The organism is Rhodobacteraceae bacterium D3-12 (genome assembly GCA_025916135.1).
Taxonomy (GTDB): domain Bacteria; phylum Pseudomonadota; class Alphaproteobacteria; order Rhodobacterales; family Rhodobacteraceae; genus JAKGBX01.
The window spans coordinates 1549280-1574382 of record CP104793.1 but is presented as its reverse complement, the minus strand read 5'-3'; the positions used below and the strand labels follow the sequence as shown (position 1 = coordinate 1574382).

20 protein-coding genes and 4 pseudogenes are annotated in these 25103 nt (G+C 61.7%); 15 read left to right on the top strand and 9 right to left on the bottom strand.

Annotated elements, in window-relative coordinates:
* Positions 1 to 100 precede the first annotated feature (100 nt).
* Complete coding sequence (locus N4R57_07780) at positions 101 to 433, top strand: TfoX/Sxy family protein (protein UYV38910.1); 333 nt, start codon at positions 101 to 103, stop codon at positions 431 to 433.
* Here the strand turns inward: N4R57_07780 and ndk are convergent.
* Both ndk and N4R57_07770 read right to left on the bottom strand, forming a co-directional pair.
* A complete protein-coding gene (gene ndk, locus N4R57_07775; GenBank protein UYV38909.1) occupies positions 430 to 852 on the bottom strand; it encodes a nucleoside-diphosphate kinase in 423 nt (140 codons plus the stop codon). The two genes, N4R57_07780 and ndk, sit on opposite strands and share 4 nt — an antisense overlap.
* 81 nt (positions 853 to 933) lie before the next feature.
* Positions 934 to 2145 (bottom strand): multidrug effflux MFS transporter, encoded by a 1212-nt coding sequence (locus N4R57_07770; GenBank protein UYV38908.1) that lies wholly within the window; start codon positions 2143 to 2145, stop codon positions 934 to 936.
* Between the two features lie 228 nt (positions 2146 to 2373).
* Between N4R57_07770 and N4R57_07765 the strand changes: the two genes are divergently transcribed.
* The 7 genes and pseudogenes from N4R57_07765 (at position 2374) to N4R57_07735 (ending at position 10413) form a co-directional block, all read left to right on the top strand.
* On the top strand, positions 2374 to 4227 hold the full coding sequence (locus N4R57_07765) for an ATP-binding cassette domain-containing protein (protein ID UYV38907.1): 1854 nt from the start codon (positions 2374 to 2376) through the stop codon (positions 4225 to 4227).
* Positions 4224 to 4841: a MarC family protein gene (locus N4R57_07760; GenBank protein ID UYV38906.1), complete on the top strand. Its 618-nt coding sequence runs from the start codon at positions 4224 to 4226 to the stop codon at positions 4839 to 4841. The genes N4R57_07765 and N4R57_07760 overlap by 4 nt, the downstream gene beginning before the upstream one ends.
* 24 nt (positions 4842 to 4865) lie before the next feature.
* Complete coding sequence (locus N4R57_07755; protein ID UYV39532.1) at positions 4866 to 5441, top strand: TIGR02281 family clan AA aspartic protease; 576 nt, start codon at positions 4866 to 4868, stop codon at positions 5439 to 5441.
* 238 nt (positions 5442 to 5679) lie between these two features.
* Positions 5680 to 6996 carry a glutamine synthetase family protein gene (locus tag N4R57_07750; GenBank protein UYV38905.1) on the top strand — a complete coding sequence of 439 codons (1317 nt, stop codon included), beginning with the start codon at positions 5680 to 5682 and terminating at the stop codon, positions 6994 to 6996.
* Positions 6997 to 7053: 57 nt separating this feature from the next.
* Positions 7054 to 7745: pseudogene (locus tag N4R57_07745) on the top strand (type 1 glutamine amidotransferase).
* Positions 7742 to 9115: a glutamine synthetase family protein gene (locus tag N4R57_07740; GenBank protein UYV38904.1), complete on the top strand. Its 1374-nt coding sequence runs from the start codon at positions 7742 to 7744 to the stop codon at positions 9113 to 9115. The pseudogene N4R57_07745 and the gene N4R57_07740 overlap by 4 nt, the downstream one beginning before the upstream one ends.
* On the top strand, positions 9112 to 10413 hold the full coding sequence (locus N4R57_07735) for an FAD-binding oxidoreductase (GenBank protein ID UYV38903.1): 1302 nt from the start codon (positions 9112 to 9114) through the stop codon (positions 10411 to 10413). The genes N4R57_07740 and N4R57_07735 overlap by 4 nt, the downstream gene beginning before the upstream one ends.
* A gap of 24 nt (positions 10414 to 10437) precedes the next feature.
* Here the strand turns inward: N4R57_07735 and N4R57_07730 are convergent.
* Positions 10438 to 10900: pseudogene (locus tag N4R57_07730) on the bottom strand (DNA polymerase III subunit chi).
* A gap of 9 nt (positions 10901 to 10909) precedes the next feature.
* Positions 10910 to 12379 (bottom strand): leucyl aminopeptidase, encoded by a 1470-nt coding sequence (locus N4R57_07725; protein UYV38902.1) that lies wholly within the window; start codon positions 12377 to 12379, stop codon positions 10910 to 10912.
* Between the two features lie 281 nt (positions 12380 to 12660).
* Between N4R57_07725 and lptF the strand changes: the two genes are divergently transcribed.
* The 6 genes and pseudogenes from lptF (at position 12661) to rsmA (ending at position 20410) form a co-directional block, all read left to right on the top strand.
* A complete protein-coding gene (gene lptF, locus N4R57_07720) occupies positions 12661 to 13773 on the top strand; it encodes an LPS export ABC transporter permease LptF (protein ID UYV38901.1) in 1113 nt (370 codons plus the stop codon).
* Positions 13770 to 14867, top strand: a complete 1098-nt coding sequence (gene lptG / locus N4R57_07715) for an LPS export ABC transporter permease LptG (GenBank protein ID UYV38900.1) — start codon at positions 13770 to 13772, stop codon at positions 14865 to 14867. Before lptF ends, lptG begins: the two co-directional genes overlap by 4 nt.
* The gene (gene lptD, locus N4R57_07710; GenBank protein ID UYV38899.1) at positions 14867 to 17104 is read left to right on the top strand and encodes an LPS assembly protein LptD; all 2238 of its coding nucleotides are present in this window, start codon (positions 14867 to 14869) and stop codon (positions 17102 to 17104) included. Before lptG ends, lptD begins: the two co-directional genes overlap by 1 nt.
* Before the next feature lie 139 nt (positions 17105 to 17243).
* Positions 17244 to 18479 carry a peptidylprolyl isomerase gene (locus tag N4R57_07705; GenBank protein UYV38898.1) on the top strand — a complete coding sequence of 412 codons (1236 nt, stop codon included), beginning with the start codon at positions 17244 to 17246 and terminating at the stop codon, positions 18477 to 18479.
* Positions 18480 to 18483: 4 nt separating this feature from the next.
* Positions 18484 to 19461, top strand: a complete 978-nt coding sequence (gene pdxA / locus N4R57_07700) for a 4-hydroxythreonine-4-phosphate dehydrogenase PdxA (protein UYV38897.1) — start codon at positions 18484 to 18486, stop codon at positions 19459 to 19461.
* A gap of 107 nt (positions 19462 to 19568) precedes the next feature.
* Positions 19569 to 20410: pseudogene (gene rsmA, locus N4R57_07695) on the top strand (16S rRNA (adenine(1518)-N(6)/adenine(1519)-N(6))-dimethyltransferase RsmA).
* Positions 20411 to 20527: 117 nt separating this feature from the next.
* Here the strand turns inward: rsmA and N4R57_07690 are convergent.
* From N4R57_07690 to prfA, 3 genes are all read right to left on the bottom strand, one after another.
* Positions 20528 to 21187 carry a DUF4167 domain-containing protein gene (locus N4R57_07690; GenBank protein UYV38896.1) on the bottom strand — a complete coding sequence of 220 codons (660 nt, stop codon included), beginning with the start codon at positions 21185 to 21187 and terminating at the stop codon, positions 20528 to 20530.
* Positions 21188 to 21407: 220 nt separating this feature from the next.
* Complete coding sequence (prmC, locus tag N4R57_07685) at positions 21408 to 22250, bottom strand: peptide chain release factor N(5)-glutamine methyltransferase (protein ID UYV38895.1); 843 nt, start codon at positions 22248 to 22250, stop codon at positions 21408 to 21410.
* Positions 22247 to 23296 carry a peptide chain release factor 1 gene (gene prfA / locus N4R57_07680; GenBank protein UYV38894.1) on the bottom strand — a complete coding sequence of 350 codons (1050 nt, stop codon included), beginning with the start codon at positions 23294 to 23296 and terminating at the stop codon, positions 22247 to 22249. The genes prmC and prfA overlap by 4 nt, the downstream gene beginning before the upstream one ends.
* A gap of 90 nt (positions 23297 to 23386) precedes the next feature.
* Here prfA and N4R57_07675 point away from each other — a divergent pair, with 90 nt between their 5' ends.
* Complete coding sequence (locus N4R57_07675; GenBank protein ID UYV38893.1) at positions 23387 to 23686, top strand: hypothetical protein; 300 nt, start codon at positions 23387 to 23389, stop codon at positions 23684 to 23686.
* Here N4R57_07675 and N4R57_07670 read toward each other — a convergent pair.
* Together N4R57_07670 and speB are read right to left on the bottom strand one after the other, a co-directional pair.
* Positions 23618 to 24013, bottom strand: a complete 396-nt coding sequence (locus tag N4R57_07670; GenBank protein UYV38892.1) for a DUF1499 domain-containing protein — start codon at positions 24011 to 24013, stop codon at positions 23618 to 23620. The genes N4R57_07675 and N4R57_07670 overlap by 69 nt on opposite strands.
* Positions 24014 to 24079: 66 nt before the next feature.
* A pseudogene (gene speB, locus N4R57_07665) lies at positions 24080 to 25044 on the bottom strand (agmatinase).
* Between the last annotated feature and the right edge of the window lie 59 nt (positions 25045 to 25103).

Sequence of the window (25103 nt, the reverse complement as noted above, 5' to 3'; positions counted from 1 at the left end):
TTCCAAACCGATCATCACGGACTACGCCTCCCTCTAAGCCGGCTTTATTGCCGCCGCTTCGGGACTGGTACGATCTGCGCGAGCGCGCTACGCTTGCGCCATGACCACGCCAATCTCATCCATCCGCAACCTCGGCCCCGCAATGGAGGCCGCCTTCGCCCGCGTCGGTATCACCAGCGCAGAAAGCTTGCGCGCGCTCGGCGCGGATGAGGCCTATGCGCGGCTGCTCGAAAACGGCCACCGCCCTCATTTCATTGGATATTACGTGCTTGTCATGGGGCTACAGGGACGGCCATGGAACGATTGCAAAGGCGCTGAAAAAGCCGCCCTGCGCAAAACCTTCGACGCCATGAAAGCCAGCAGACATGACAAGGGCCGCTCCGATCTCGAAGCGGCCCTGAATGCCATCGGTGTGATCGAGAAACCGGCTTAGCCGACCAGCTCAAGACCCGAGAAGAAATATGCGATCTCTTCCTTGGCCGTTTCCGGTGCGTCCGAACCGTGAACCGAGTTTTCGCCGATCGACAGCGCGAATTCCTTGCGGATGGTGCCCTCTGCGGCGTCCGCCGGGTTGGTTGCGCCCATGATCTCGCGGTTGCGCGCGATGGCGTTCTCGCCTTCCAGAACCTGAACAACAATCGGCTCGGAAATCATGAATTCGCAAAGTTCGTCAAAGAACGGGCGCTCTTTGTGAACACCGTAAAACTGCTGCGCCTGCGCCAGCGTCAGTTGGATACGCTTCTGCGCCACAACCCGAAGCCCGCCTTCTTCGAATTTGGCAACGATCTTGCCGGTCAGGTTGCGTTTGGTGGCGTCGGGTTTAACAATGCTGAAAGTGCGTTCAAGTGCCATGTCTAAAGGCTCCTATGCGTTGGTTGGGTCCAGAATTTGCGCCCTGCTACCACGCGCCAACGGCTTTGAAAAGCGGCTCTTTCAGAGCGCCCCCCGCGCCGCCTCCAACCGCCCCACGACAATCGCCGCGCAAAGACCGATCCCGCTCATCATTGCCAGCGCGCCCAGCAATATATACGACCCATACGGGCCTGAAACGAGCGCGCCAATCAATGTTGACGACGCCGCCCCGCCCGCCAGGGTCAACGCCCCCGCCAAGCCCGATGCGCTCCCCGCAAGGCGTGGTGCGACCGACATCACCCCGGCATTCGCGCCCGGCAAGGTCATGCCATTGCCAAAGCCGATGAACAACGCGCCGCCAAACAACACCACCGCATTGCCACCGCCAAACGCAAACACCGCCATCGCCAACAATGGCCCCACCAACGCCACGACGCGCCCGTAAACCATCATCCGCATCATGCCCAACCGCTTTGACATCACCCGGTTGAAAACATTGCCCAACAAGAACCCGCCACTGGTTGATCCCATCCCAACCCCAAGCCAGCCAGGCGTCAGCCCGAACATCGTCGCCCCCACCTGTGGCGCGCCGCCCAAAAACACGTAAAACCCGCCGATGGAACACACCAAAAGCACGCAATACGCCCAAAACAGCCCTGATTTCACAAGGTCGGGATAGGCGCGAAACTGCGCCAGATAGCTCGTCGATGGGGTCAGGTTCGTCTCGCCAAGGTCCGCCCACGTCACAATGGTCAGCCCAAGACCCAACGCCGCAAACACCCAGAAAATCGAGCGCCAGCCAAGCGCCTCATCCAGCAAACCGCCAACAACCGGTGCCAGCAAAGGCGCCAGCGCAAACGCCGTGCCCATCACCGCCAACCGCCGCGCCGCCTCTTCGGGGGGCGAGGTGTCGCGCACAATGGCCCGGCTCAAAACCATCCCCGCGCTGACCCCGCATTGCAGCATCCGAAACGCCAGAAACACGTAAATGTCGGTCGACAGCGCACATCCGACCGAGGCCAGCGTATACACCATCAGCCCGCCCAACATCACCGGGCGTCGCCCGATCCGGTCGCTGATTGGCCCTAGGAAAAGCTGTAAAACCGCCGAAACCGCCAGAAACCCGCCCAACGCAACCGAGATCAGAGCGTAATCAACCTCGAAATCGCGCGCCATGCGCTCCATCGACGGCAGAAACATATTCAGCGTCAGCACACTCACCGCTGTCAAAAGAATCAGCGTGGTGATGTGCGGCGGCGTGCGGGCGGGGGCCATCGGGAAATCCGTTATCATGCTAACGGTCTATCGGTATCCTGCAACAGACGGATGAACAAGTCTGGACGTTACGGCGCAGCGCGGCTTTCAGATACTCCCCCGGCATTGCCCCCCTGCATTGCCCCCGCATTACCCCCGCACGCGCCAGCCCAACGGGCCGCAATTATGCACAAGCCCGCAACCGATCCTCCTGTCCCCCATCAGCCCCAATTGACACCCCCCGCCCCCTCTGGCACTCCGCCCCTCATGCTCAGGCTTGATGATATATCCTATTCGGTGGCAGGGCGGCTCTTGATCGAGCACGCCTCAGCCAATATTCCAACCGGCCACAAGGTCGGCGTCGTCGGGCGTAATGGCACCGGCAAAACCACGCTGTTCCGCCTCATCCGGCAGGAACTCGCGCTGGAAAGCGGCACGATCTCGCTGCCCTCCCGCGCCCGCATTGGCGGCGTCGCCCAAGAGGTGCCAGGCAATGAGGTCTCGCTCGTTGATACGGTGCTTGCCGCCGATACCGAACGCGCCGCCCTCATGGCAGAAGAGCCGACCGACCCCGACCGCATCGCCGAGGTTCAGACCCGCCTTGCCGACATCGACGCTTGGGGCGCCGAGGCCCGCGCCTCCTCCATCCTGCGCGGCCTTGGCTTTACCGCCGAAGAAATGCTGATGCCCTGCTCCGCCTTTTCCGGCGGCTGGCGGATGCGCGTGGCGCTGGCGGCGGTGCTGTTCTCCGCACCCGATCTTTTGCTGCTTGACGAACCGACCAACTATCTCGACCTCGAAGGCGCGTTGTGGCTCGAAAGCTACCTTGCGAAATATCCCCACACCGTGCTGATCGTCAGCCACGACCGCGGCCTCCTGAACCGCGCCGTCGGCGCGATCCTGCACCTCGAAGACCGCAAGCTGACGCTCTATCAGGGCAATTACGACAAATTCGCCGAAACCCGCGCCGCCCGCCTCTTGGTCGCCCAATCCGAGGCCAAGAAACAAGACGCCCGCCGCGCCCATTTGCAAAGCTTCGTCGACCGCTTCCGCGCCAAGGCCTCAAAAGCGGTGCAGGCCCAGTCCCGCCTCAAGATGATCGCCAAACTCAAGCCGATCACCACCCCGCAAGAGGCCGCCCTGCGCGCCTTCACCTTCCCCTCGCCCGAAGAGCTTTCCCCGCCCATCATCCGGGTCGAAAACGGCTCTGTCGGCTATGATGGTGAACCGGTGTTGAACCGCCTCGACCTGCGCATTGACCAAGACGACCGCATCGCGCTCCTTGGTCGCAACGGCGAAGGAAAATCCACTCTTTCCAAACTGTTATCCGGCAGACTTAATCTGATCGACGGGCGCATGACCACCTCTTCCAAACTGCGCGTCGGCTTCTTTGCCCAGCATCAGGTGGACGAGCTTCACACCGATGAAACCCCGCTCGACCACATCCGCCGTCTGCGCCCCACCGAAACGCCGCCGCGCCTGCGGGCGCGCCTTGGCACCTTCGGCATCGGCGCCGAGCAGGCCGACACGCTGGTCAGCGCCCTCTCCGGCGGCCAAAAGGCCCGCCTCTCGCTGATGCTCGCCACCATCGACGCGCCGCACCTCTTGATCCTCGATGAACCGACCAACCACCTCGACATCGAATCCCGCGAGGCTCTGGTCGAGGCGCTCACCGCCTATACCGGCGCGGTCATCCTTGTCTCTCACGACATGCACCTGCTGTCGCTGGTCGCCGACCGGCTCTGGCTGGTCAAAAACGGCGGCGTCGCCCCCTATGAGGGCGATCTCGAAAGCTACCGCGCCCTGCTTTTGTCGCGTGACAAACCCAGCCCCAAGGACAAAGACAAGGCCAAAGCCAAGCCAGCCGCCAAAGCCAAACGCGCCTCCCGCGATACCCTCCTCGCCCTGCGCGCCGAGGTGCGAAAATGCGAAGAGCGCGTTGATAAACTCAACACGATGGGCGATAAACTGGCCAAGAAACTCGCCGACCCCGCGCTTTATGACGACGCCAACGAAGCCGCCGTCTGGCAAAAGAAATACGCCGAACTGCGCGAGGCCCTGACCCGCGCAGAAGCCCTCTGGATGGGGGCGCTCGAAAAGCTGGAGAAAGCCGAGGCATGATCGAATCTGCCTTCCTCATCACCTCTTTCGTCGCCCTCTTCGTGGTGATCGACCCGGTCGGGCTGACCCCTCTTTTCGTCACCCTCACCCAAGGGATGAACGCCCAGCAACGCCGCGCCATCGGCTTTCGCGCCTGCCTCGTTGCCTTCGTTCTGCTCGCCATGTTTGCGATTTTTGGCGAGGCGGTGCTCGGCTTTATCGGCATCTCCATGCCCGCCTTCCGCGTCGCCGGTGGGGCGCTGTTGTTCCTCACCGCGCTCGACATGCTGTTTGAACGCCGCGCCCCCCGCCGCGAGGGGCAGGCCGAAGACGACCGCCCCGACCCTTCCGTCTTCCCCCTTGCCCTGCCGCTGATCGCCGGCCCCGGCTCCATCGCCACGGTGATCCTGCTCGCCTCGCAACAAAACGAATGGCTCGGCCTTGCGGCGGTGATCGGCGTTGCCTTCGCCGTGATCCTGATGGTGTTTGCCTTCTTCCTTGCCTCCGGCCTGCTTGAACGCATGATGGGCAAAACCGGCATCAACATCGCCACCCGCCTGCTCGGCATGCTGCTCGCCGCCCTCGCGGTGCAGTTCATCCTCGACGGGCTCACCGCTTTCGGGTTTGCGGGCTAAGGCGTCGCACCCTATATCTTGAGCATGGATCAAGATCTCAGCCAACTCGCCTTTCCCCTTTTGCTCGCCTGCGCCGCCTTTGCGTGGCTGCTGGGTCAAAAACGCGACCGGCTCGGCCAGTTGGCGCAAACCGCGCTGACATGGGCGCTCGTCGCGACCGGCGCGCTCGGGCTTTATGGTCTCTGGAGCGAGGTCGGCCAAAGCACGGCACAGCAATCGGTCTTTGCCACCGAAGGGCGCATCGAATTGCCCCGCGCCCGCGATGGTCACTACTACCTCACAGCCGAGGTTAACGGCACGCCCATCACCTTCACCGTCGATACCGGCGCCTCCGAAATCGTGCTTAGCGCGGCAGACGCCCGCTCCGCCGGGATCGACACCGAAAACCTCGCCTATATCGGCCGCGCCTATACCGCCAATGGCGAGGTCCGCACCGCCCCGATCCGCCTCGACAGCTTCGCAGTCGGAGGGATCGAAGACCGCCGCCTGCGCGCCTTCGTCAACGAAGGCGCGATGGACGGGTCGCTCTTGGGGATGAGCTATCTGCAACGCTACTCCAAGATCGAAATCACCAACGGGGCGCTCACCCTCACCCGCTAACCCGGGGCCGCTCCCCATGCCCTGCCTCCCGCCCCCCACCGAACGCCCCGTAAACCTTAACGGCGCGCTAACCATTCCCGCGCCCCCGGCAGCCGGGAGTCAGCCGGATGTCAGCCGGGAGTCACCCCCATCTTTTAGGCACCAACAGCGCTATTAACCTTTAGACCTGCGAAAAGACTGGACATTCGGACAGCCGACCCTGATAATTTGATCAAATTTCCGAACCACAGAGCCCGTCATGGACCATTCACATTTACATACCTTCCGCGCTGTCGCCTGTGATCTCAACGGACAGATGCGCGGCAAACGCCTGCCAATCTCCAGCTTCTCCAAGCTTGATACAGGCGCGGTGCGCATGCCCTATTCGGTGCTCAACGTCGATATCTGGGGCGCCGACATCGACAACAGCCCGCTGGTCTTTGCCACCGGCGACGCCGACGCCACCCTGCGGCCCACCGAACGCGCCGCGATGCCGATGCCGTGGCTCAAAAATGCCTCGGCGCTGCAACCCATGTGGATGTTTCACGACGATGGCCGCCCCTTTGAAGGCGACCCGCGCCATGCGCTCGCCGCCGTTTTGAAACGCTATGCCGACCGTGGTCTCACCGTAAAAGCCGCCGCCGAGATGGAATTCTACCTTGTTGATGACAGCGGCCAATCCCCGGCCCCGCCGATCAACCCGCTGTCCGGGCGTCCCTTGCACGGACAGGCAATCCTCTCCTTGCGCCAGCTCGACGCCTTTGATGAGTTCTTCACCGATCTCTACGATGGCTGCGCCGAAATGGGCATCCCCGCTCAAAGCGCGATCTCCGAAGCAGGCCTTGGCCAGTTCGAAATCGACCTGACCCATTGCGACGCCATGGAAGCCGCCGATAACGCGTGGCTTTTCAAAGCGTTGGTCAAGGGGCTCGCGCGGCGTCACGATTTCGCCGCCACCTTCATGGCCAAACCCTTCGCCCAAGATTCCGGCAGCGGCATGCATGTGCATTTCTCGGTGCTTGATGCGGATGGCAACAATATCTTCAACGATGGCACCGCGCGCGGCACCGACACCTTGCGCCACGCGATTGCGGGCTGTCTCAAGGGGCTGCACCCCTCCACGCTGCTCTTTGCGCCGCACGCAAACTCCTACGAGCGGATGGTCCCCGAGGCGCATGCCCCCACCGGCATTTGCTGGGCCTATGACAACCGCACCGCCGCCGTTCGCGTCCCCGGTGGCGCGCCCGTTGCGCGCCGTATCGAACATCGCGTGTCGGGGGGCGACAACAACCCATACCTCACGCTCGCGGTCATTCTCGGCGCGGCTCTCGCCGGGATCGAAGACGCCCAAGAACCGCCGGAACCGATCACCGGCAACGCCTATGCCCTCGACCTGCCCCAGCTCGCCCCCGATTGGGCCGCCGCTGTCGATGCGTTTGAAAACAGCGCCTTTATTGCCCGCCTCTTGCCCCAAGACCTGATCCGCAACATGTGCTATACCAAGCGGCAGGAAATAGAACAGATCGCCACGATTGCGCCTGACGAGCAATGGAAAACCTATCTTGAAACGGTCTGAGCCGCGCCGCCCCGGCGCGCTTCCTCCACCCGAAATTTGATCAAACCGAGCGAAAAAATGAAAATCGGCATCCTTCTTACCGGCCACGCCCCCAACATGCTCCCCCCCGAGAGCGGCGACTACGATGAAATGTTCGCCAAACTGCTGTCCGGCCACGGGTTCAGCTTTGAAACCTTCGCAGTGGTGGATGGTGTTTTCCCTGCAAATGCAATGGCTTGCGACGCATGGCTCATCACCGGATCGCGGCACGGCGCCTATGAGGATCACGCTTGGATCCCCCTCTCGAAGATCTGATCCGCGACATCCAAGCCTCTGGCCGGCCCATGGTCGGCATCTGCTTTGGCCATCAAATCATCGCCCAAGCCCTTGGCGGCAAAGTAGAAAAATTCTCCGGCGGTTGGGCGGTCGGTCCCCAGACCTATGAGATTAACGGCACCCCCATGACCCTCATGGCATGGCATCAGGATCAGGTCACCACACTCCCCCCCGATTCGCGCGTCATCGGCTCCAACGATTTCTGCGCCAACGCTGCCTTGGTGATCGGCGAAAATATCCTTACAATTCAACCACATCCCGAGTTTGAGGCCGATTTTGTCGGCGGTTTGATCGAAAAACGCGGCCGCGGCACCCTGCCCGATGCCCAACTCGACCAAGCCCAAGCCGCCCTCACCACCCCCCTTGATAATCACGCGTTCGCCACGATGATGGCCCAGTTTTTCAGCGCCCGCATGGCGGAGAATCAAACATGAAAAAACCCAACAAATCCAATTGGCTGGACGGCATTCCTCAACCGGCGAAAGACTACCTTGAGGGGCGTCGCCTCGATGAGGTTGAGTGCATCATTTCCGACCTGCCCGGCATCGCCCGCGGCAAGGCCGTCCCGGCCTCGAAATTCGCACGCCAAGACTATTTCCACCTCCCCGATTCCGTTTTTTATCAAACGATTACAGGGGATTGGGGCGAAGCCGCTGGCGAGGAAGGCTTTATCGAACGTGATATGATCCTCAAGCCCGACATGGCCACCACCACCGCCGCCCCCTGGACTGGCGACTGGACCCTTCAAGTGATCCATGACGCCTATGATCGCAACGAAGAACCGATTGAATATGCCCCCCGTAACGTATTGAAACGCGTGGTAAATCTCTATCGTGAGGCCGGTTGGGAGCCGGTCGTTGCGCCCGAGATGGAGTTCTATCTCGTCGCCCGCAACACCGACCCCGCCAAGGCGATCGAACCGATGATGGGCCGCTCCGGCCGCCCCGCCGCCGCCCGGCAAGCCTATTCCATGACCGCCGTCGACGAATTCGGCCCCGTCATCGACGACATCTACGACTTCGCCGAGGCCCAAGGATTCGAGATCGACGGCATCACCCAAGAGGGCGGCGCCGGCCAGTTGGAAATCAACCTCGTGCATGGCGATCCGGTCAAACTGGCCGACGAAGTTTTCTACTTCAAACGTCTCATTCGCGAAGCCGCTTTGCGCCATAATTGCTATGCAACTTTCATGGCCAAACCCATCGCCGAAGAGCCGGGATCCGCGATGCATGTGCACCATTCCGTGCTCGACACCGAGACCGGGCAAAACATCTTCTCCGGCCCGCAAGGTGGTGAAACTGATGCATTTTTTCACTTTATCGCCGGGCTGCAAAACCACATGTCCTCGGCCATTGCGATGATTGCGCCGTATGTGAATTCCTATCGCCGTTACGTGCGCGACAACGCCGCGCCGATCAATCTCGAATGGGGGCGTGACAACCGCACAACGGGCATTCGCGTGCCTCTCTCCGGGCCTAACTCTCGCCGTGTCGAAAACCGTCTGGCGGGCATGGACTGCAACCCCTACCTCGGCATCGCCGCCAGCCTCGCCTGCGGCTATCTCGGCCTCAAGGAAGAGCTGCGCCCCGACAAACAATACAAAGGCGACGCCTATGAAGGCGAAGAGGACGTGCCCCGCGAAATGGGCGCCGCCCTCGACCTGTTTGATGCCGCCAAAGCCTTCCATGAGGTCATCGGCCCCGACTTTGCCCGCGTTTACTCCATCGTCAAGCGCACCGAATACGAAGAGTTCCTCCACGTGATCAGCCCGTGGGAGCGCGAACACCTTCTGTTAAACGTATGAACCTTCTGTTTTCAAACGATAAACGCGGCCAACACGCGCCCAGCTGGTATGCGGCGACGGCGCATGACGCCCCGTCTCACCCCATACTCAAGGGCAAGGAACGCACCGATGTCGCGGTGATCGGCGGCGGCTTTACCGGCCTCTCCGCCGCGCTCCATCTGGCCGAAGCGGGCTTTGATGTGACCTTGCTCGACGCGCATCGCGTCGGTTTCGGTGCGTCTGGTCGCAACGGCGGTCAACTCGGCAGCGGTCAGCGACAGGAGCAAACCGAGATTGAGCGCCTGATGGGCCTTGATGATGCCCGCCACCTCTGGACCCTCGCAGAAGAGGCCAAAGACCTCGTCAAGTCATTGATTGCGCGGCACAATATCGATTGCGCCCTCAAGCCCGGCGTGGCCCATGCCTGTTTCTCCAAAAGCGAGGCGGCCCATGAGCACCGCTATGGCGAACACCTTCAAACCGCTTACAAATATGATCAAATCGCCCCACTTGACGCCGCACAAATGCAGGCGATCTGCCCCTCGCCGCGCTATCAAGGGGGCACGCTCGACATGGGCGCGGGCCATTTGCATCCGCTGAACTACGCGCTCGGCCTCGCCACCGCCGCCGTCAAAGCAGGCGTCAAAATCTACGAACGCAGCCACGTGCATACTATTGACGAAGGTGCGCCCCACGTGATCCGCACCGACGCCGGGCAACTTCACGCAACGCATGTGATCCTTGCTGCCAACGGCTATCTCGGTGGGCTCAACCGCAAGGTCGCGGCGCGCGTTATGCCGATCAACAACTTTATCGCCGCCACAGAACCCCTCGGCGAAGATGCCGCACGCGTTCTCACGCAGGATATTGCCGTTGCGGACAGCAAATTCGTGGTCAACTACTTCCGGCTCTCCGCCGACAAGCGCCTGCTCTTTGGTGGCGGCGAAAGCTATGGCTACCGCTTTCCCGATATCGACCGCACCGTGCGCAAGCCGATGGTGGAAATCTTCCCGCATCTCAAAGACATAGGCTTTGACTACACATGGGGCGGCACCCTCGCGATTACCCTGCGCCGCCTGCCTTACCTCGCGCGCGTGGGCAAGAATATTCTGTCCGCTTCGGGCTATTCCGGACATGGCGTCGGCACCGCCACCCATGCGGGCATGCTCATGGCCAAAGCGATTGAGGGCGACGCGTCTGGGTTTGACACAATGGCCCGCATCCCAACGCGACCTTTCCCCGGTGGCCCGTCCCTGCGCACGCCGCTTCTGGCGCTCGCCATGACATGGTATGCCACGCGGGACCGGCTAGGGATCTAGCCTCTCACAGCACGGCGCTGTGCCCTAGCCGCCCGCCTGCGCCTTCATCTCCCAGCGCCCGCTTTCCTCGGACCAATACTGCGCCTCGACCCCGGCACTGGTCAGCGCCTTCCACTGGCCCCGCGCCTGCGTCAACGCCGCATGATCGTTGCCGTCAAAAAACAAACACGACCGCTCGAACGCGCGAATCTCCTCTGCGCTCACCTCTGCGCCCCCAACCAGCATCAGACACGCCGCATTGTTCGCATTCTCGACACCCGTGGTCAGCAAAACAGGCTGCAACGCATCATGCGCCCCCCGCAATCCCATGCGGAAGGAAGCTGTCCTCGGCACCGGTCCACAGCTTCTGATCCAACCAGTCCAGCAGCCTCGCGTCGCCTCCGCGCACAAGAACCTTCCATCCCCGCCCGCGCGAGCGCTCCAACAGATCGGGCAGCACCGCCTCAAGCGGGCGGTGCGTCAGGTGATAGAAAAAGATCGCGCCCATTGGCCCCGCTCAGCTTTCGTAGGAATCCGCGACCAAGCGGTTCAGCGCCATAACACCCCATCCCGTCGCCCCATCCGGCGCGGTCACGGTGCCGCCTTTGACCAAAGCCACCCCTGCAATATCAAGGTGAATCCATGGGCAGCCGTCCTTGACGAAGCGTTGCAAAAACTGCGCCGCAGTGATCGACCCGGCGGGCCGGCCGCCGACATTCTTCATATCGGCAATCCGCGATTTCAACTGCTTGTCATAGGCCGGGTCCAGCGGCATCCGCCACGCGCCCTCGCCCTCGGCATCTGCGGCCTTCATGAACGCCTTGCAGAAATCATCGTCATTTGCGAACACCCCGGCCTTGTCATGCCCCAGCCCGATAATGATCGCGCCGGTGAGCGTGGCCAGATCAACCATCGCCGCCGGTTTGAACCGGTCCTGCGCATACCACATCACATCCGCCAGAACGAGCCGCCCCTCGGCATCCGTGTTGATGACCTCGATCGTGTCACCCTTCATCGAGGTCACAACATCGCCGGGCCGCGTCGCATTGCCCGAAGGCATGTTTTCCACCAAGCCGACAAGGCCAACAACATTGGCCTTCGCCTTGCGCAGCGCCAGCGCGCGCATCGTGCCCGCCACAACGCCCGCGCCGCCCATATCCATGGTCATCTCTTCCATGCCTCCGGCGGGCTTCAGCGATATACCACCTGTGTCAAACACCACGCCCTTGCCGACCAATGCCAGCGGCGCGTCGCCCTTCTTGCCACCAAGCCATTGTGCAACAACAACTTTCGACGGGCTATCGCTACCTTGCCCAACCGAAATCAGGCTGCCCATGCCCAGCTTTTCAAGGTCCTTTTCCTCCAGAACTTCCACCTTGAGGCCAAGGCTCTTCATCTCGGCAATCCGCTCGGCAAAGCTGGTCGTGGTCAGATGGTTGGCCGGTTCATTCACCAGATCGCGGGTGAAATGCACGCCCTCGGCCACCGCCAGCGCAGCCTCGCTCGCGGCTTTCAAATCATCGGGTTTTGACGCCATCACCTCGACCGCGCCCACTGTGGTCGCTTCGCCGGTTTTATGGGTCTCAAACGTGTAAGAGCGAAGCGCAATCCCGGTCACGATCTCCGCCGCCTTGGCATTGTTCCCGGCCAGCACAAGCGCGCCCGCCTTGCCCAACGCCTTGCCCAATGTCGCGCCCGCCTTGCGCGCCTCGCTCACGCTTGGACGCTTGTCGAGCTTGACCACATCCACCGCCTCGGCCTTCATCCCTGCGGGATAGGCCAATGCCGTGGCGTCTCCGGCACTGGCTTTTTCCCAGCTTTCCGTCTCGATCAGCCGCGCAATCGCCCCTTTGGTTAGCCGGTTCACCCGCCGCGCCGCTATATCCAACTTGGCATCGGTGCCAATGAAAACCGCCACGCGGCCCGTGGCCTCGGACAGCTTGTCGATATCGGTTTCGGAAAAGGAAAAAGGCACCAATGCGGTCATGTTCTGCGCTCCTGAGATGTTGCTTGTCACAGACCTAGCGCGGCCTCGCCGATAAGACCAGACGTTGCGTTGCGTCCCCGCACCGCCACACCGCCACACCGCCGGTGCGCGGCGCTCCGCCACCGCACCGGCGCGCCCGCCCCACCCGGCGCATTAGCCATTTACCGCGCTTGTACAAATCAGTAGATTGCGCACAACATGTAGTCGCCGTAACACGCGGCCATAATGCGTGGCGTTCAGAAGCTCCGGGGGGATGCAGTTTGGCAAGGTTCGACAGATACATGCTGTCCCAACTCATGGTTCTGTTCGGATTCTTCTCGCTCGTGCTGGTCTCGGTGTATTGGCTCAACCGCGCGGTCAAGATTTTCGACACCCTCATCGGCGATGGTCAAACGGCTTGGGTCTTTGCCGAATTCACCGCCCTGCTCCTGCCCAATGTGATCGCGCTGGTTCTGCCTGTGGCGGGGTTTGCGGCAACCGTTTATGTCACCAACCGGCTCAGCTCTGAAAGCGAACTCACCGTGATGCAGGCCACGGGGTTCTCACCTTGGCGGCTGGCGCGACCAGTGTTTGTGTTCGGGCTGATTGTTGCGGCGATGATGGCGGCGCTGACCCATTTCCTCGTGCCCGCGTCTCTCGCCCAACTCAAAGAGCGCGAGATCGAAATTTCGCGCAATGTCACGGCCAAGCTGCTGACCGAAGGCACCTTCCTACACCCCTCGGCGGGTGTCACGTTCTACATCCGCGAAATCACGCCACAAGGCGCGCTTGAGGACGTATTCCTCTCCGATCGCCGTGGTCAGGGCGAAAGCCTGACCTATACCGCCGACACCGCCTTTATCGTGCGCGATGGGGATGCGTCGAAACTGGTGATGGTCGATGGGTTGAGCCAACGCTACGACCGTCAAACCGGGCAGCTCTTTACCACGCACTTCTCGGATTTCTCCTATGACATCAGCGCGCTCATTGGGGTCGAAGACGTCAACACCTTCCACGCCTCGCATGCCTTTACGCCCGAAATCCTCACCGACCGCGCCGGGGTGATAGCACGTTCAGGAAGCAGCGAAGGCGCGCTGACCGAAGAGCTGCACGGCCGTTTCGAACAACCGCTTCTCTGCATCGCGGCTGCGCTGATCGGATTTGCGTCGCTGCTGGTCGGCGGGTTCAGCCGCTTTGGCGTCTGGAAACAAATCGTCGGCGCGATCATCATCCTCGTTCTGCTCAAACTGATCGAAGGCGTCGTGGCCGACCCGGTGCGTGACGACCCAACGCTCTGGCCGCTGATCTATCTGCCATCGCTGATCGGCATAGCCACGGCAGCCGCCCTTCTCGCTTGGTCAGGACGCACCCAAGGCACCCGGCGCAAGCTGGTACAGAAGGTGGCACCGGCATGAGGCTACACTTCTATTTCGCACGCAAATTCTTCTGGATTTTCATGGGGCTGCTGTCGGTCTTTTTCCTCCTGCAGGCGTTGATCGACCTCATCGAACAGGTGCGCCGCCTTGATGGAACCACGGCTGGCTTTTCCGACATGATGGTGCTGGCCCTGCTGAATGCACCAGATGGCATGAACCAGATATTGGCGTTGGTCATGATCCTGTCGACCGTCGCGCTCTTTCTCGGCCTCGCGCGAAGCTCTGAACTGGTTGTGGTGCGCGCCGTCGGGCGTTCTGGCCTCAAGGCGCTGATCGCGCCGGTCATGGTCGCGCTCACCATTGGGGTGCTGGCGGTCTCTATGTTCAACCCCATCGTCGCGGCCACCGGCAAGCGCTATAACGAGCTCTATCAAGGGTTCAAATCCGAAGGCGGTGAGGTGCTCTCGATCTCCGCCGAAGGCCTCTGGCTGCGTCAAGGCGGCGCCGAGGGTCAAACCGTGATCCGCGCCACCTCTGCCAACCCCGAGGCAACGGTGTTTTATGACGTGACCTTCCTGTCCTATGCGCCCACCGGCGGCCCGCTGCAACGGGTCGAAGCCCGCGAGGCCCAACTCGACAGCGGCGCATGGGTGCTGCGCGGCGCCAAGGTCTGGCCGCTCGAAACCGGCACCAACCCCGAAGGGGCCGCAAGCGAGCACGCCGAATACCGGCTGCCCACCAACCTGACCAATGACCGTATCCGCGACAGCTTTGGCAAGCCCGGCGCAATTTCCATCTGGGATTTGCCGCGCTTCATCCGGCAATTGGAGCAGGCAGGCTTTTCCGCTCGGCGCCATTCCGTCTGGCTCCAGATGGAGCTGGCCCGCCCGATGTTTCTGATCGCGATGGTGCTGATCGGGGCCGCCTTTACCATGCGCCATGTGCGCTCAGGCGGCACCGGGGTTGCGGTGCTGACCTCTCTGCTATTGGGGTTCAGCCTGTATTACATCCGCAACTTTGCCCAAATTCTCGGCGAAAACGGCCAAATTCCAGTAATGCTCGCCGCTTGGGCACCGCCATTCGCGGCCGCCCTCTTGGGCATCGGCCTCTTGTTACATACCGAGGACGGATGATGCGCGCGCCCTCCCCCTCCTCAGCTCTGCTGACCCGGCTCACCGCCCAGCTCACCGCAAGCCTCGCGGCCAGCTTTCTGTGCGCGACCGCGCCCGCCACCGCCCAAAACGCGCCGACAAGTTCCGTGACCCAAACCACCCCGAGCACACAAAGCGAAGCCAACGCCGCCGCGCTGGTGGCGGATCAGGTCTGGGTCGAAGGCAAAACCCGCCTCGTCGCCTCCGGCAACGTCGAGGCGCTCTATGGCGATGTGCGCATCAAGGCGCGCGAAATCAGCTATGATCGCACCGCCGACCGCATGATCATCCAAGGGCCGATCACCATAACCCAAGGCGACAACGTCGTTGTCCTTGCCAATCAGGCCGAAATGGATGCCGACTATCAAAACGGCCTGCTGATCGGCGCGCGCATGGTGCTCAATCAACAGGTGCAATTGGCCGCTCATCAGCTTTCGCGCGTCAATGGCCGCTATTCCCAACTCTACAAAGCCGCCGTCACCTCCTGTCGTGTCTGCAACAGCGACCGCCCGCCGCTCTGGCAAATCCGCGCCCGGCAGGTGATCCATGACCAGCAGGAAAAGCAGCTCTACTTTGAAAACGCCCAGATCCGCGTGATGGACGTGCCGATCTTCTACCTGCCGCGTCTGCGCTTGCCTGACCCCACTCTGGCGCGGGCCACCGGCTTTCTGATCCCGTCGTTTTCGGGCAATTCCGAAACCGGCGCCGGGATCAAGATCCCCTATTTTATTCGTATGGGCGATCACCGCGACCTGACGCTCACCCCGTTTCTCGCCCAGAATACCCGCACGCTTGAACTGCGCTATCGGCAGGCGTTCAAAAAAGGCCGCATCACCTTTACCGGCGCAGGAAGCCACGACGCGCTCACCACGTCCAAGTTTCGCGGCTACCTCTTTGGCGAAGGCCAGTTCGACCTGAAACGGGATTTCAAGCTCAGCTTCGATCTAGAACTCGTCTCGGACAAGGCCTACCTCAACGATTACGGCTATTCCGACAAGGACAGGCTCGACAGCGAACTCGCCATCACACGCGCCCGGCGCGACGAATACATTAGCGCGGCGATCGTGCATTATCATACCCTGCGCGTCGGCGAAGACAGCGCAACGCTGCCTTCGGTCATCGGTGACATCACCTATGAACGCCGCTTCTTTCCGCGCGCCATCGGCGGCGAATTGCGGTTCTCGGCGGGGCTGCATTCGCATTACCGCTATTCGACCCTCGGGATCGACGGGGTGGACACCGACCTGATCGTTGATGGCCGCGATGTCAGCCGTCTCAACGCCGAGGCGATGTGGCTGCGCAACTGGACCGTCGGTCCGGGGATACGCGCCGGAGCGCAATTCGGTGTCGCCATGGATCAATTCTATACGAGCGATGATTTGTCTCTGCCCAGCCAAGCGTCCTCCATCACGCCCATGGCCGCGTTCAGCCTGCGCTGGCCTTGGCAAAAGACCACGGCCAATGGCGCAATCCATGTGATCGAACCGATGGTGCAACTCGCTTGGTCCGGAGGCACCTCCGCCAATGTCGCCAATGACGAAAGCACGCGGGTTGAATTTGACGAAGGCAACCTTCTATCCCTGTCGCGCTATCCCGCCTATGACCGCCGCGAGCGTGGGCTGTCGGCGGCCTATGGCGTCAATTGGACCCGGCTGGGCCCCAAGGGAATGCAAACCTCTCTAACCTTGGGCCAGATCACGCGCGAGACGGCAGACAACAATTTCTCGCCCACTTCCGGCCTGCGCGGCATCAGCTCCGATCTCCTCGTTGCCGGGCAAATCAAAACCGACAATGGCCTGTCTCTGACCGGGCGCGCCCTGATCGACGCCAGCTTCAACCTCGCCAAAACCGAGGCCCGCGGCAGCTGGCAAACCTCGCGCTACGGGTTGGGAGCAAGCTATGTCTGGCTTGGCCCCGACCCGCTTGAGGACCGCACCTCAACGGTTTCGGAATGGTCCATCGACGGTCTCTACCGCTTTAACCGCCATTGGAGCGGCAGCGCCAATGTGCGCTATGACGTGGCCTCCAAAACCGCCGCCGAAGCCGGGATCGGACTGCAATACACCAACGAATGTATCGACATCGAACTGTCGCTCTCTCGAAGCTTCACATCCTCGATCGTCCTCACCCCCTCGACCGATTTCAGCTTCACAGTCGGCCTGCGCGGCTTCTCGGCCAATGCCGGCGACAAAAGCTATACCCGCAAATGCAACCAGTGACCGCGTCTCACCCGACATCGCCACGCCAAAGGAATTCGCGCCTTGGCACAAGAATCGGTGATGCACCTGCGCAAAATTCCAGATATGGTCGCAAGCAAACCCGAACCGTTCCAACCAATGACAGGGCAGGACAGGCAGAATGAACCGTAAGGCCACACCGCTTTTTCACATGATTACCTTCGTCAGCGCCTTGCTGATCCTTGTCGCATCGGGCGTGGAAACCGCCTCGGCGCAAAACCTCTTCGCCCCGGCGATCAAGGTTAACGACAAGGTCATCACCCGCTATGAACTGCAGCAACGCGCGCGGATGCTCAAACTCTTCCGCCAACCCGGCAACCCCGAAGAGCTGGCCCGCACACAGCTTGTCGAAGAGCGCCTGAAACTGGACGCGGCAGAATCCCTCGGGTTGCGCGTGTCCGAAGACGAGATCAAAGCCGGGATGGAAGAATTCGCCGGTCGCGCCAATATGACCACCGAGCAATTCATCAAGGCACTGGCCGGGGCTGGCGTCTCGGAACAAACCTACCGCGATTTCATCATCGCCGGGGTAAGCTGGCGCACCTTGGTGCGTGCGAAGTTCGGCGCGCGCGTAGAAGTGGGTGACGCCGACGTCGAACGCGCCCTTGCAGCCAATGCCACGTCGAACGTGCGTGTGCTCTTGTCCGAGATCTATTTGCCCACGGCCCAAGGCCGCGAAGCACAAGCCCAAGCACGTGCCGAGGAAATCTCGAAGATCACCTCGATCACCGCCTTCGCCCGCGCCGCGCGCAAATACTCCGCCGCCGGAAGCCGGGGCCGCGGAGGCAAGGTCAACTGGATCCCGATCACGCAATTGCCCCCGGCCGTGCGCGGTCAGATCCTCGGCCTCGCGCCCGGTCAAGTGACCCAGCCGTTGCCGATCCCCGGGGCCATCGCCCTGTTCCAACTGCGTGCCATCGAAGAGGGCAAATACAAAGAGCCCGACTATGCCGCGATCGAATACGCCGCCTATTACATTGACGGCGGGCGTAGCGACTCTGCGCTTGCCGCCGCCAAAAAGCTGCGCAACCGCGTCGACACCTGCGATGATCTTTATGGCGTGGCCAAAGGCCAACCCGAAAGCGTGCTGGATCGCGGGTCGAAGAAACCCGGTGAAATCCCCAATGACATCGCGATTGAACTGGCCAAACTCGACAAGCACGAGGTCTCGACCAACCTGACCCGTGCGAACGGGCAAACGCTGGTGTTCCTGATGCTCTGTGGCCGCACCCCTGTGCTGCCCGAGGACCTGTCGCGCGATAACGTCGCCCTCGGCATTCAAAACCGCCGCCTGCAAAGCTTTGCCAACGGCTATCTCTCACAACTGCGTGCCGAGGCGCGTATCATCGAGAAATGACACCATGGCGAACCCCGTTGCCCCTATTGCGCTAACCTGCGGGGAGCCTGCGGGCATCGGGCCCGAACTGGCAATCAAGGCGTGGCAGGCGCTGGAATGCCAGATTGATTTCTTCTGGATCGGTGATCCTGCGCATCTGCCCGATGGTGCGCCGATCAAGCTCATCAACAGCCCGTCCGAAGCCCCGCTTGCCATGGCTCATGGCCTGCCGGTGTTGCCCCACGGCTTTGCAGCCCCCGCCACACCCGGACAGCCCGCCCCGGCCAATGCCCAAGGCGTGATCGACGCGGTCCGCCGCGCGGTTTCGCTGGTTCAGAACGGTCAGGCCGGGGCCATCTGCACCCTGCCGATCCACAAAAAGGCGCTGATCGACGGGGCGAATTTCGCCTATCCCGGCCATACCGAATTCCTCGCCGACCTCGGCGGGGTTGACCGCGTGGTGATGATGCTCGCCTCCGAGCAACTGCGCGTGGTGCCGGCCACAATCCACATTGCCCTGCGCGATGTGCCGGACGCCTTCACCCCGGCGCTTCTGCGCGAAACGATCACCATCACCGCACATGCGCTCAGCGACCAATTCGCCATTCCAGCGCCGCGTATCGCCATCGCCGGGCTAAACCCCCACGCGGGCGAAGGCGGCGCGATGGGCCAAGAAGAGCTTGACTGGATGGTCCCCCTCATCGCCGATATGCGCGGCGAAGGGTTTGACCTCACCGGCCCCCTGCCCTCGGACACGATGTTCCACCCTGCCGCGCGGGCGCGCTATGACGTGGCGATCTGCGCCTATCACGATCAGGCGCTGATCCCGATCAAGACGCTCGACATGGATCGCGGCGTCAATGTCACGCTCGGCCTGCCTTTTGTGCGCACCTCGCCCGATCATGGCACCGCCTTTGACATCGCTGGCCAAGGGATCGCCAGCGAAACCTCAACCGTCGAGGCGCTCAAACTGGCCAGCACTATGGCCAGCAAACGGGCATGACCGCCTGCCTGACCTTCCCGCTCAGGCACCCGTCGGCCACCCGTCAGCCCCCCGTCAGCGCATTTCTGCCCTTGCCATCACGCCCCTGATGCTGAATTGAAACCGACATGAGCGCAATCGACACCCTCCCCCGCTTCGCGAGGTCATCGCCAATCACGAGCTTTCTGCCCGCAAATCGCTGGGCCAGAACTTTTTGCTCGATCTCAACCTCACGGCCAAAATTGCCCGCGCGGCGGGTGATCTTTCTGCCTGTGACGTGCTTGAAATCGGCCCCGGTCCCGGCGGGCTGACCCGTGGGCTCTTGTCCGAAGGCGCGCGCAAAGTGCTCGCCATCGAAAAAGACGCGCGCTGCCTGCCTGCGCTGGCCGAAATCGCTGCCGCCTATCCGGGTCAGCTTGAGGTGATCGAAGGTGACGCGCTTGAAATCGACCCGTTAAGCCACCTCACGCCCCCCATCAGGGTGGCTGCGAACCTGCCTTATAACGTCGGTACAGAGCTGCTGGTCAGATGGCTGACTCCGCCGACTTGGCCGCCCTACTGGCAAAGCCTGACGCTGATGTTCCAGCGCGAGGTCGCCGAGCGGATCGTGGCCCAGCCGGGGTCCAAAGCCTACGGTCGTCTGGCCTTGCTGGCGGCCTGGCGCTCGGATGCACAGATCGTGCTTTCCCTGCCGCCACAGGCCTTTACACCGCCGCCCAAAGTCTCCTCTGCCGTGGTGCATCTCAAAGCCTTGGCCGAGCCACGCTACCCGGCAAATCCCAAGGTTCTGGAACGGGTGGTTGCCAAGGCCTTCAACCAGCGGCGCAAAATGATGCGCGCCGCGCTAAAGGGCCTGACGCCGGATATCGAAGACCACCTCAACGCCGCAGGCATCCCGCCAACCGCCCGCGCCGAAACGATCGAGCTTGAGCGGTTTTGCGCGCTGGCACGCTCTGTCGCCAGCGCCTAAGCACTTTATCCTGTTCGGATTATGCCTGACCGGAGTTTAACCGGGGTTTCCTAGGGCGCGGTCCGTCTGAACCGGCTCTTACAAGCCGCCCTCAGCACCCCGCCCTAAAAGCAGCCCTTACTCCGCGGCGTCGGTCTCGCTAGGCGCGCTCTGTGGCTTCGCCTCAGGTGCTGCCGCCTTAGCTGGTGCAGCCTTAGGTGCTGCTGCCTCTGGTGCCGCTGTCTCAGCGGCCACAGCCTCTGGCGCAAGTGCCTTGGGCTTGCGTGGACGGCGCGGCTTGGGCTTCTTGGGTGCAGCGGCTTCGGGTGTCTCCACCAGCCCGCTATCACCGTCGCTCGCCTCGGGCTCAATCACATCGGGCTGCGGCGACGCGCCCGGATCAACCTTGGCACGCGGCTGTTGCTGCTGCCCGCCGCCATTGGATTCGCGTTCCTGACGCTGGGCGCGATCCCGATCACGATCACGCTCACGGTCGCGATCGGCCTGACGCTGCTGGTTTTGCTGTTCCTGCTGCTCGCGCTTGGCATCCTGCTCGCGCTGCGCTTCGGCCAACATGCGCATGTAATGCTCTGCATGCTGCTGGAAATTCTCGGTCGCAACCCGATCCCCCGCCAGAAGCGCATCCCGCGCCAGCTGGTTGTATTTGTCGATGATCTGTTGCGGCGTGCCGCGCACCTTGCCCTCGGGGCCAGAGCTGTCAAAAACACGATTGACGATATTGCCGACCGAGCGGTTGCGGTTTTTGTTCGACCGCGAGCGGTTTTTAGATGATCTCATGTTGTCCTTGGTTCAGCTTGTTGAACGGGCCCTTAGCTTACCTGACCGATGCGCTGCGCGCCTGAATTGGCCGGGTTGCATTATGTCTGGCTTGGCATCAAGCGGGACCGCCAGAATTTGGCATCCACCAGCTTGATATGCATGAGTAACCATGCCTCAGAGAGTTTAACAAGACCTAACTGCGCGACAGGGTGCAGTTTTTACCTTATCGCGTGGCATTTCAGCCGGTTTCGCGCGGCATTTTACCCATAACCACGCGGTCTCTCCCATCAAGATCGGGGTGAACGGCCACGGATTCAAGCCCCGCACGCGAAAACATCTCGGCCACCGCCGCACCCTGTGTTGGCCCGATCTCGACCATCAACCACCCGCCGGGCTCCAGATGCGCGCTGCCCCCCTCGGTGATCGCACGATAGGCGCTCAGCCCATCGCCCTCATCCGTCAACGCCCCGCGCGGCTCATGGCTCAATTCCGGCGCAAGCCCGTCCATTTCCTCTGCGGCGATATAGGGCGGGTTTGACACGATCAGATCAAATCGACCGGTAACCGCATCAAACCAATCGCTCTGCACAAAAACTGCCCGCTCGGATACAGCCAACGCCTCGGCATTCTCCTGCGCCAAGGCAATCGCCTCGGGTGAGACATCCGTGCCGGTTCCGCGCACGCCCGACCGCTCCGCCAGAAGCGACAACAGGATCGCCCCCGAGCCGGTGCCAAGGTCAAGAATATGCGCGGCTTTCACCTTCAAAGCCGCCTCGACTAAAACTTCGGTTTCTGGCCTTGGATCAAGAACTTGCGGGCCAACCTTAAAGCGATGCTTGAAAAAAACTCGCTCCCCGAGGATATGCGACAAAGGCTCTCTCGCCAGACGCCGTGCCACCATGATCCAGAACGCCTCGTATTGCTCCAGCGTCAGCACATCACTCATGTGCAGCACCATCCGCGACGGCTCGATCCCCAAGGCCACCGCCATAAGCTTCTGGGCATCGCGTCCGGCATCCGGCACGCCCTCTTTGCTCAACTCCCGCGCCGCATTGGTGATCTGCAAAGTGGCAGGCGTCACCCCTCCATCTCCGCCAGCAAGGCCGCCTGATGATCCGCCGTCAGCGCGTCAATAATCTCGTCCAGATCCCCGGCCATCACCGCGTCCAGCTTGTAAAGCGTCAGGTTGATCCGGTGCTCGGTCATCCGCCCTTGGGGGAAGTTATAGGTCCGAATCCGCTCGCTCCGGTCGCCCGACCCGACCTGCGCCTTCCGGTCGGCGGCGCGCGCATCATCGGCCCGCTGCCGTTCAAGATCATAGAGCCGCGTCTTGAGCACCTGCATCGCATTCGCGCGGTTCTGGTGCTGAGATTTTTCAGAACTGGTCACGACAATTCCGCTGGGAATATGCGTGATACGCACCGCCGAATCGGTTGTGTTCACATGCTGCCCGCCCGAACCGGACGCCCGCATCGTATCAATGCGAATGTCGTTCGGGTCGACCTCAATATCCACGTCCTCCGCTTCCGGCAGCACCGCCACAGTCGCCGCCGAGGTATGAATACGCCCGCCCGATTCCGTTTCCGGCACCCGCTGCACCCGATGCACGCCGCTCTCGAACTTCAGCCGCGCAAACACATCGCGCCCCGAAATCCGCGCCACAACCTCCTTGATCCCGCCAAGCTCGGTCGCCGCCTCTTCCATGATCTCAAACCGCCAGCCCTTCCCTTCGGCATAGCGCTGATACATCCGCAGCAAATCCGCCGCAAAAAGCGCCGCCTCATCGCCCCCCGTTCCGGGGCGTATCTCGATCAAAGCAGGCCGCGCATCGGCCTTATCCTTGGGCAATAACGCCAGCTGCAACGCCGCCTCCGCCTCCGGCAGACGCGCCTTGAGGGTCGGCAGTTCTTCCTCCGCCAAGGCCTTCATCTCGGGATCGCTCAACATGTCCTCGGCGTCACCCAGATCGGCGAGCAACTGGCGATAGGCCGCAATCTGCTCCACCACCGGACGCAGATCGGAATACTCCTTGGCGAGCGCCGAAATATCGCCATCGCCCTCGGCCATTTTGGCCTCAAGAAATTGAAATCGCCCGGTGATCTGCTCAAGTTTGTCTATGGGAACCATGCCTGTCTCTCCCCGATTGCCCGCATAGCGTCAAGAGCCTTGCCTATCGCCGCGCTACAAATCACGCGGAAAACATGTTAGAGTCGGCGCATGAAACAGCTGTCCGTGTGCCTTGCCCTCGCGGTTTTGCCCGCGCCCACCTTTGCCGATATTCAACATAACGGCAAAACCATCGACTGTTATTGCACCGACACATCCGGTGGCCGGATCGAGCTGGGCGAGAAAATCTGCCTACAGGTCGATGGCAAAATGTTCATGGCGCAATGCCAGATGTCGCTCAACGTGCCCATGTGGCGCAAGATCGAAGACGGCTGCCTCAGCTCACAACGCCTCAAGCCACGCCTCAACCCGCGCCCGGTTTACTCCAAAATCCTTCCGGCCAAATCGTAGCCGCGCATAAATCTGCATCTGCCCGCCTGCTTGCCGCACGGTTGTATAGTCGGGAAACCCCCAAAGCGCGGTCCGCGTCACATAGGTGATCATCCCCTCTTCAACCGACCCGGCCAGAACACGCGTTCTCGGCCAACCCCGCGCGACCGGGTCCAACCGCGCAAGCCCGTCTGATCCGGTCTCAACCACCCGGATCACACCCGCATCAAACGCCTTGTGCACCACTTCTTCTGGCATCACATGCCAATAGCCCGGATCGCTCGGTGCAAACCGGATATAGGCGACCAAAGCGACCAATGCCGCGATAAAAATCCACGTGAAGATCATCTTCGAACCTGCTCTCATTGTTGGAAAAAATACTCGATCTTTTGGCCGGACCAAAGCACCAGCGCCTCAGCGCTCGCGCCGCGTCCATGCCCACAGCGACAGGATCTCCATCGCCACATGCGCCCCTGCAATCGCCGTCGCCCCGGTGGTGTCAAAGGGCGGCGACACTTCAACAACATCCCCCCCAACCAAATTGATCCCCGCCAGATCGCGCAACAACACCGCCGCCTGAGCCGAGCTTAACCCGCCCCAAACCGGCGTGCCCGTGCCCGGCGCAAAGGCCGGGTCCAGCCCGTCAATGTCAAAGCTCAGATAGCAAGGCCGGTCGCCCACAATCGCGCGCGCTTTCGCCGCCGCCGCCGCCGCCCCCTTTTCATGGACCTCGCGCGCATCAATGATGGTCACACCCAAAGGGTGCTCGTTCACCGTTCTGATCCCGATCTGAACCGACGTTTTCGGATCAACAACACCGGATTTTACCGCCTTGTAAAACATCGTGCCATGATCGACCCGGCTCATGTCGTCATCTGGCCATGTATCGGTATGCGCATCCACTTGGATCAAAGAAATCGGCCCGAACTTCTCCGCATAAGCCTTTAGAATCGGGAAGGAAATATAGTGATCCCCCCCAAGGTGATGCTCGCGGCACCGGCATCAAGTATGCCCTTGATATGCGCCTGCAACGTCCCCGGAAAGGCGGCGACATTGGCGTAATCAAACGCCAGATCGCCGTAGTCCACCACATTGACCTCATCCAGCGGGTTAAACCCCCAGCCATAAGGCGCATCCGGGCTCTGTAACGCGCTCGCTTCTCGTATGGCGCGCGGCCCAAGCCTCGTTCCGGGCCGATTCGTCACCGCCTGATCAAACGGCACACCGGTCACGGCCACATCCACACCGCTTAGATCCTTGGTGTAACGTCGGCGCAAAAACGAGGTCGCCCCGCCAAACGTGTTTTCAAAACTCACCCCACGGTCCGTGGTGCGGGTAAAGGCCTCATCCACAAAGTTCTTCGAATCTTCCAGCGCCATCAAAGCACCTCCAACATCTGCCCCTGCCTTTTGGGGCGTGGGGTGGGTGGGCGGGAACG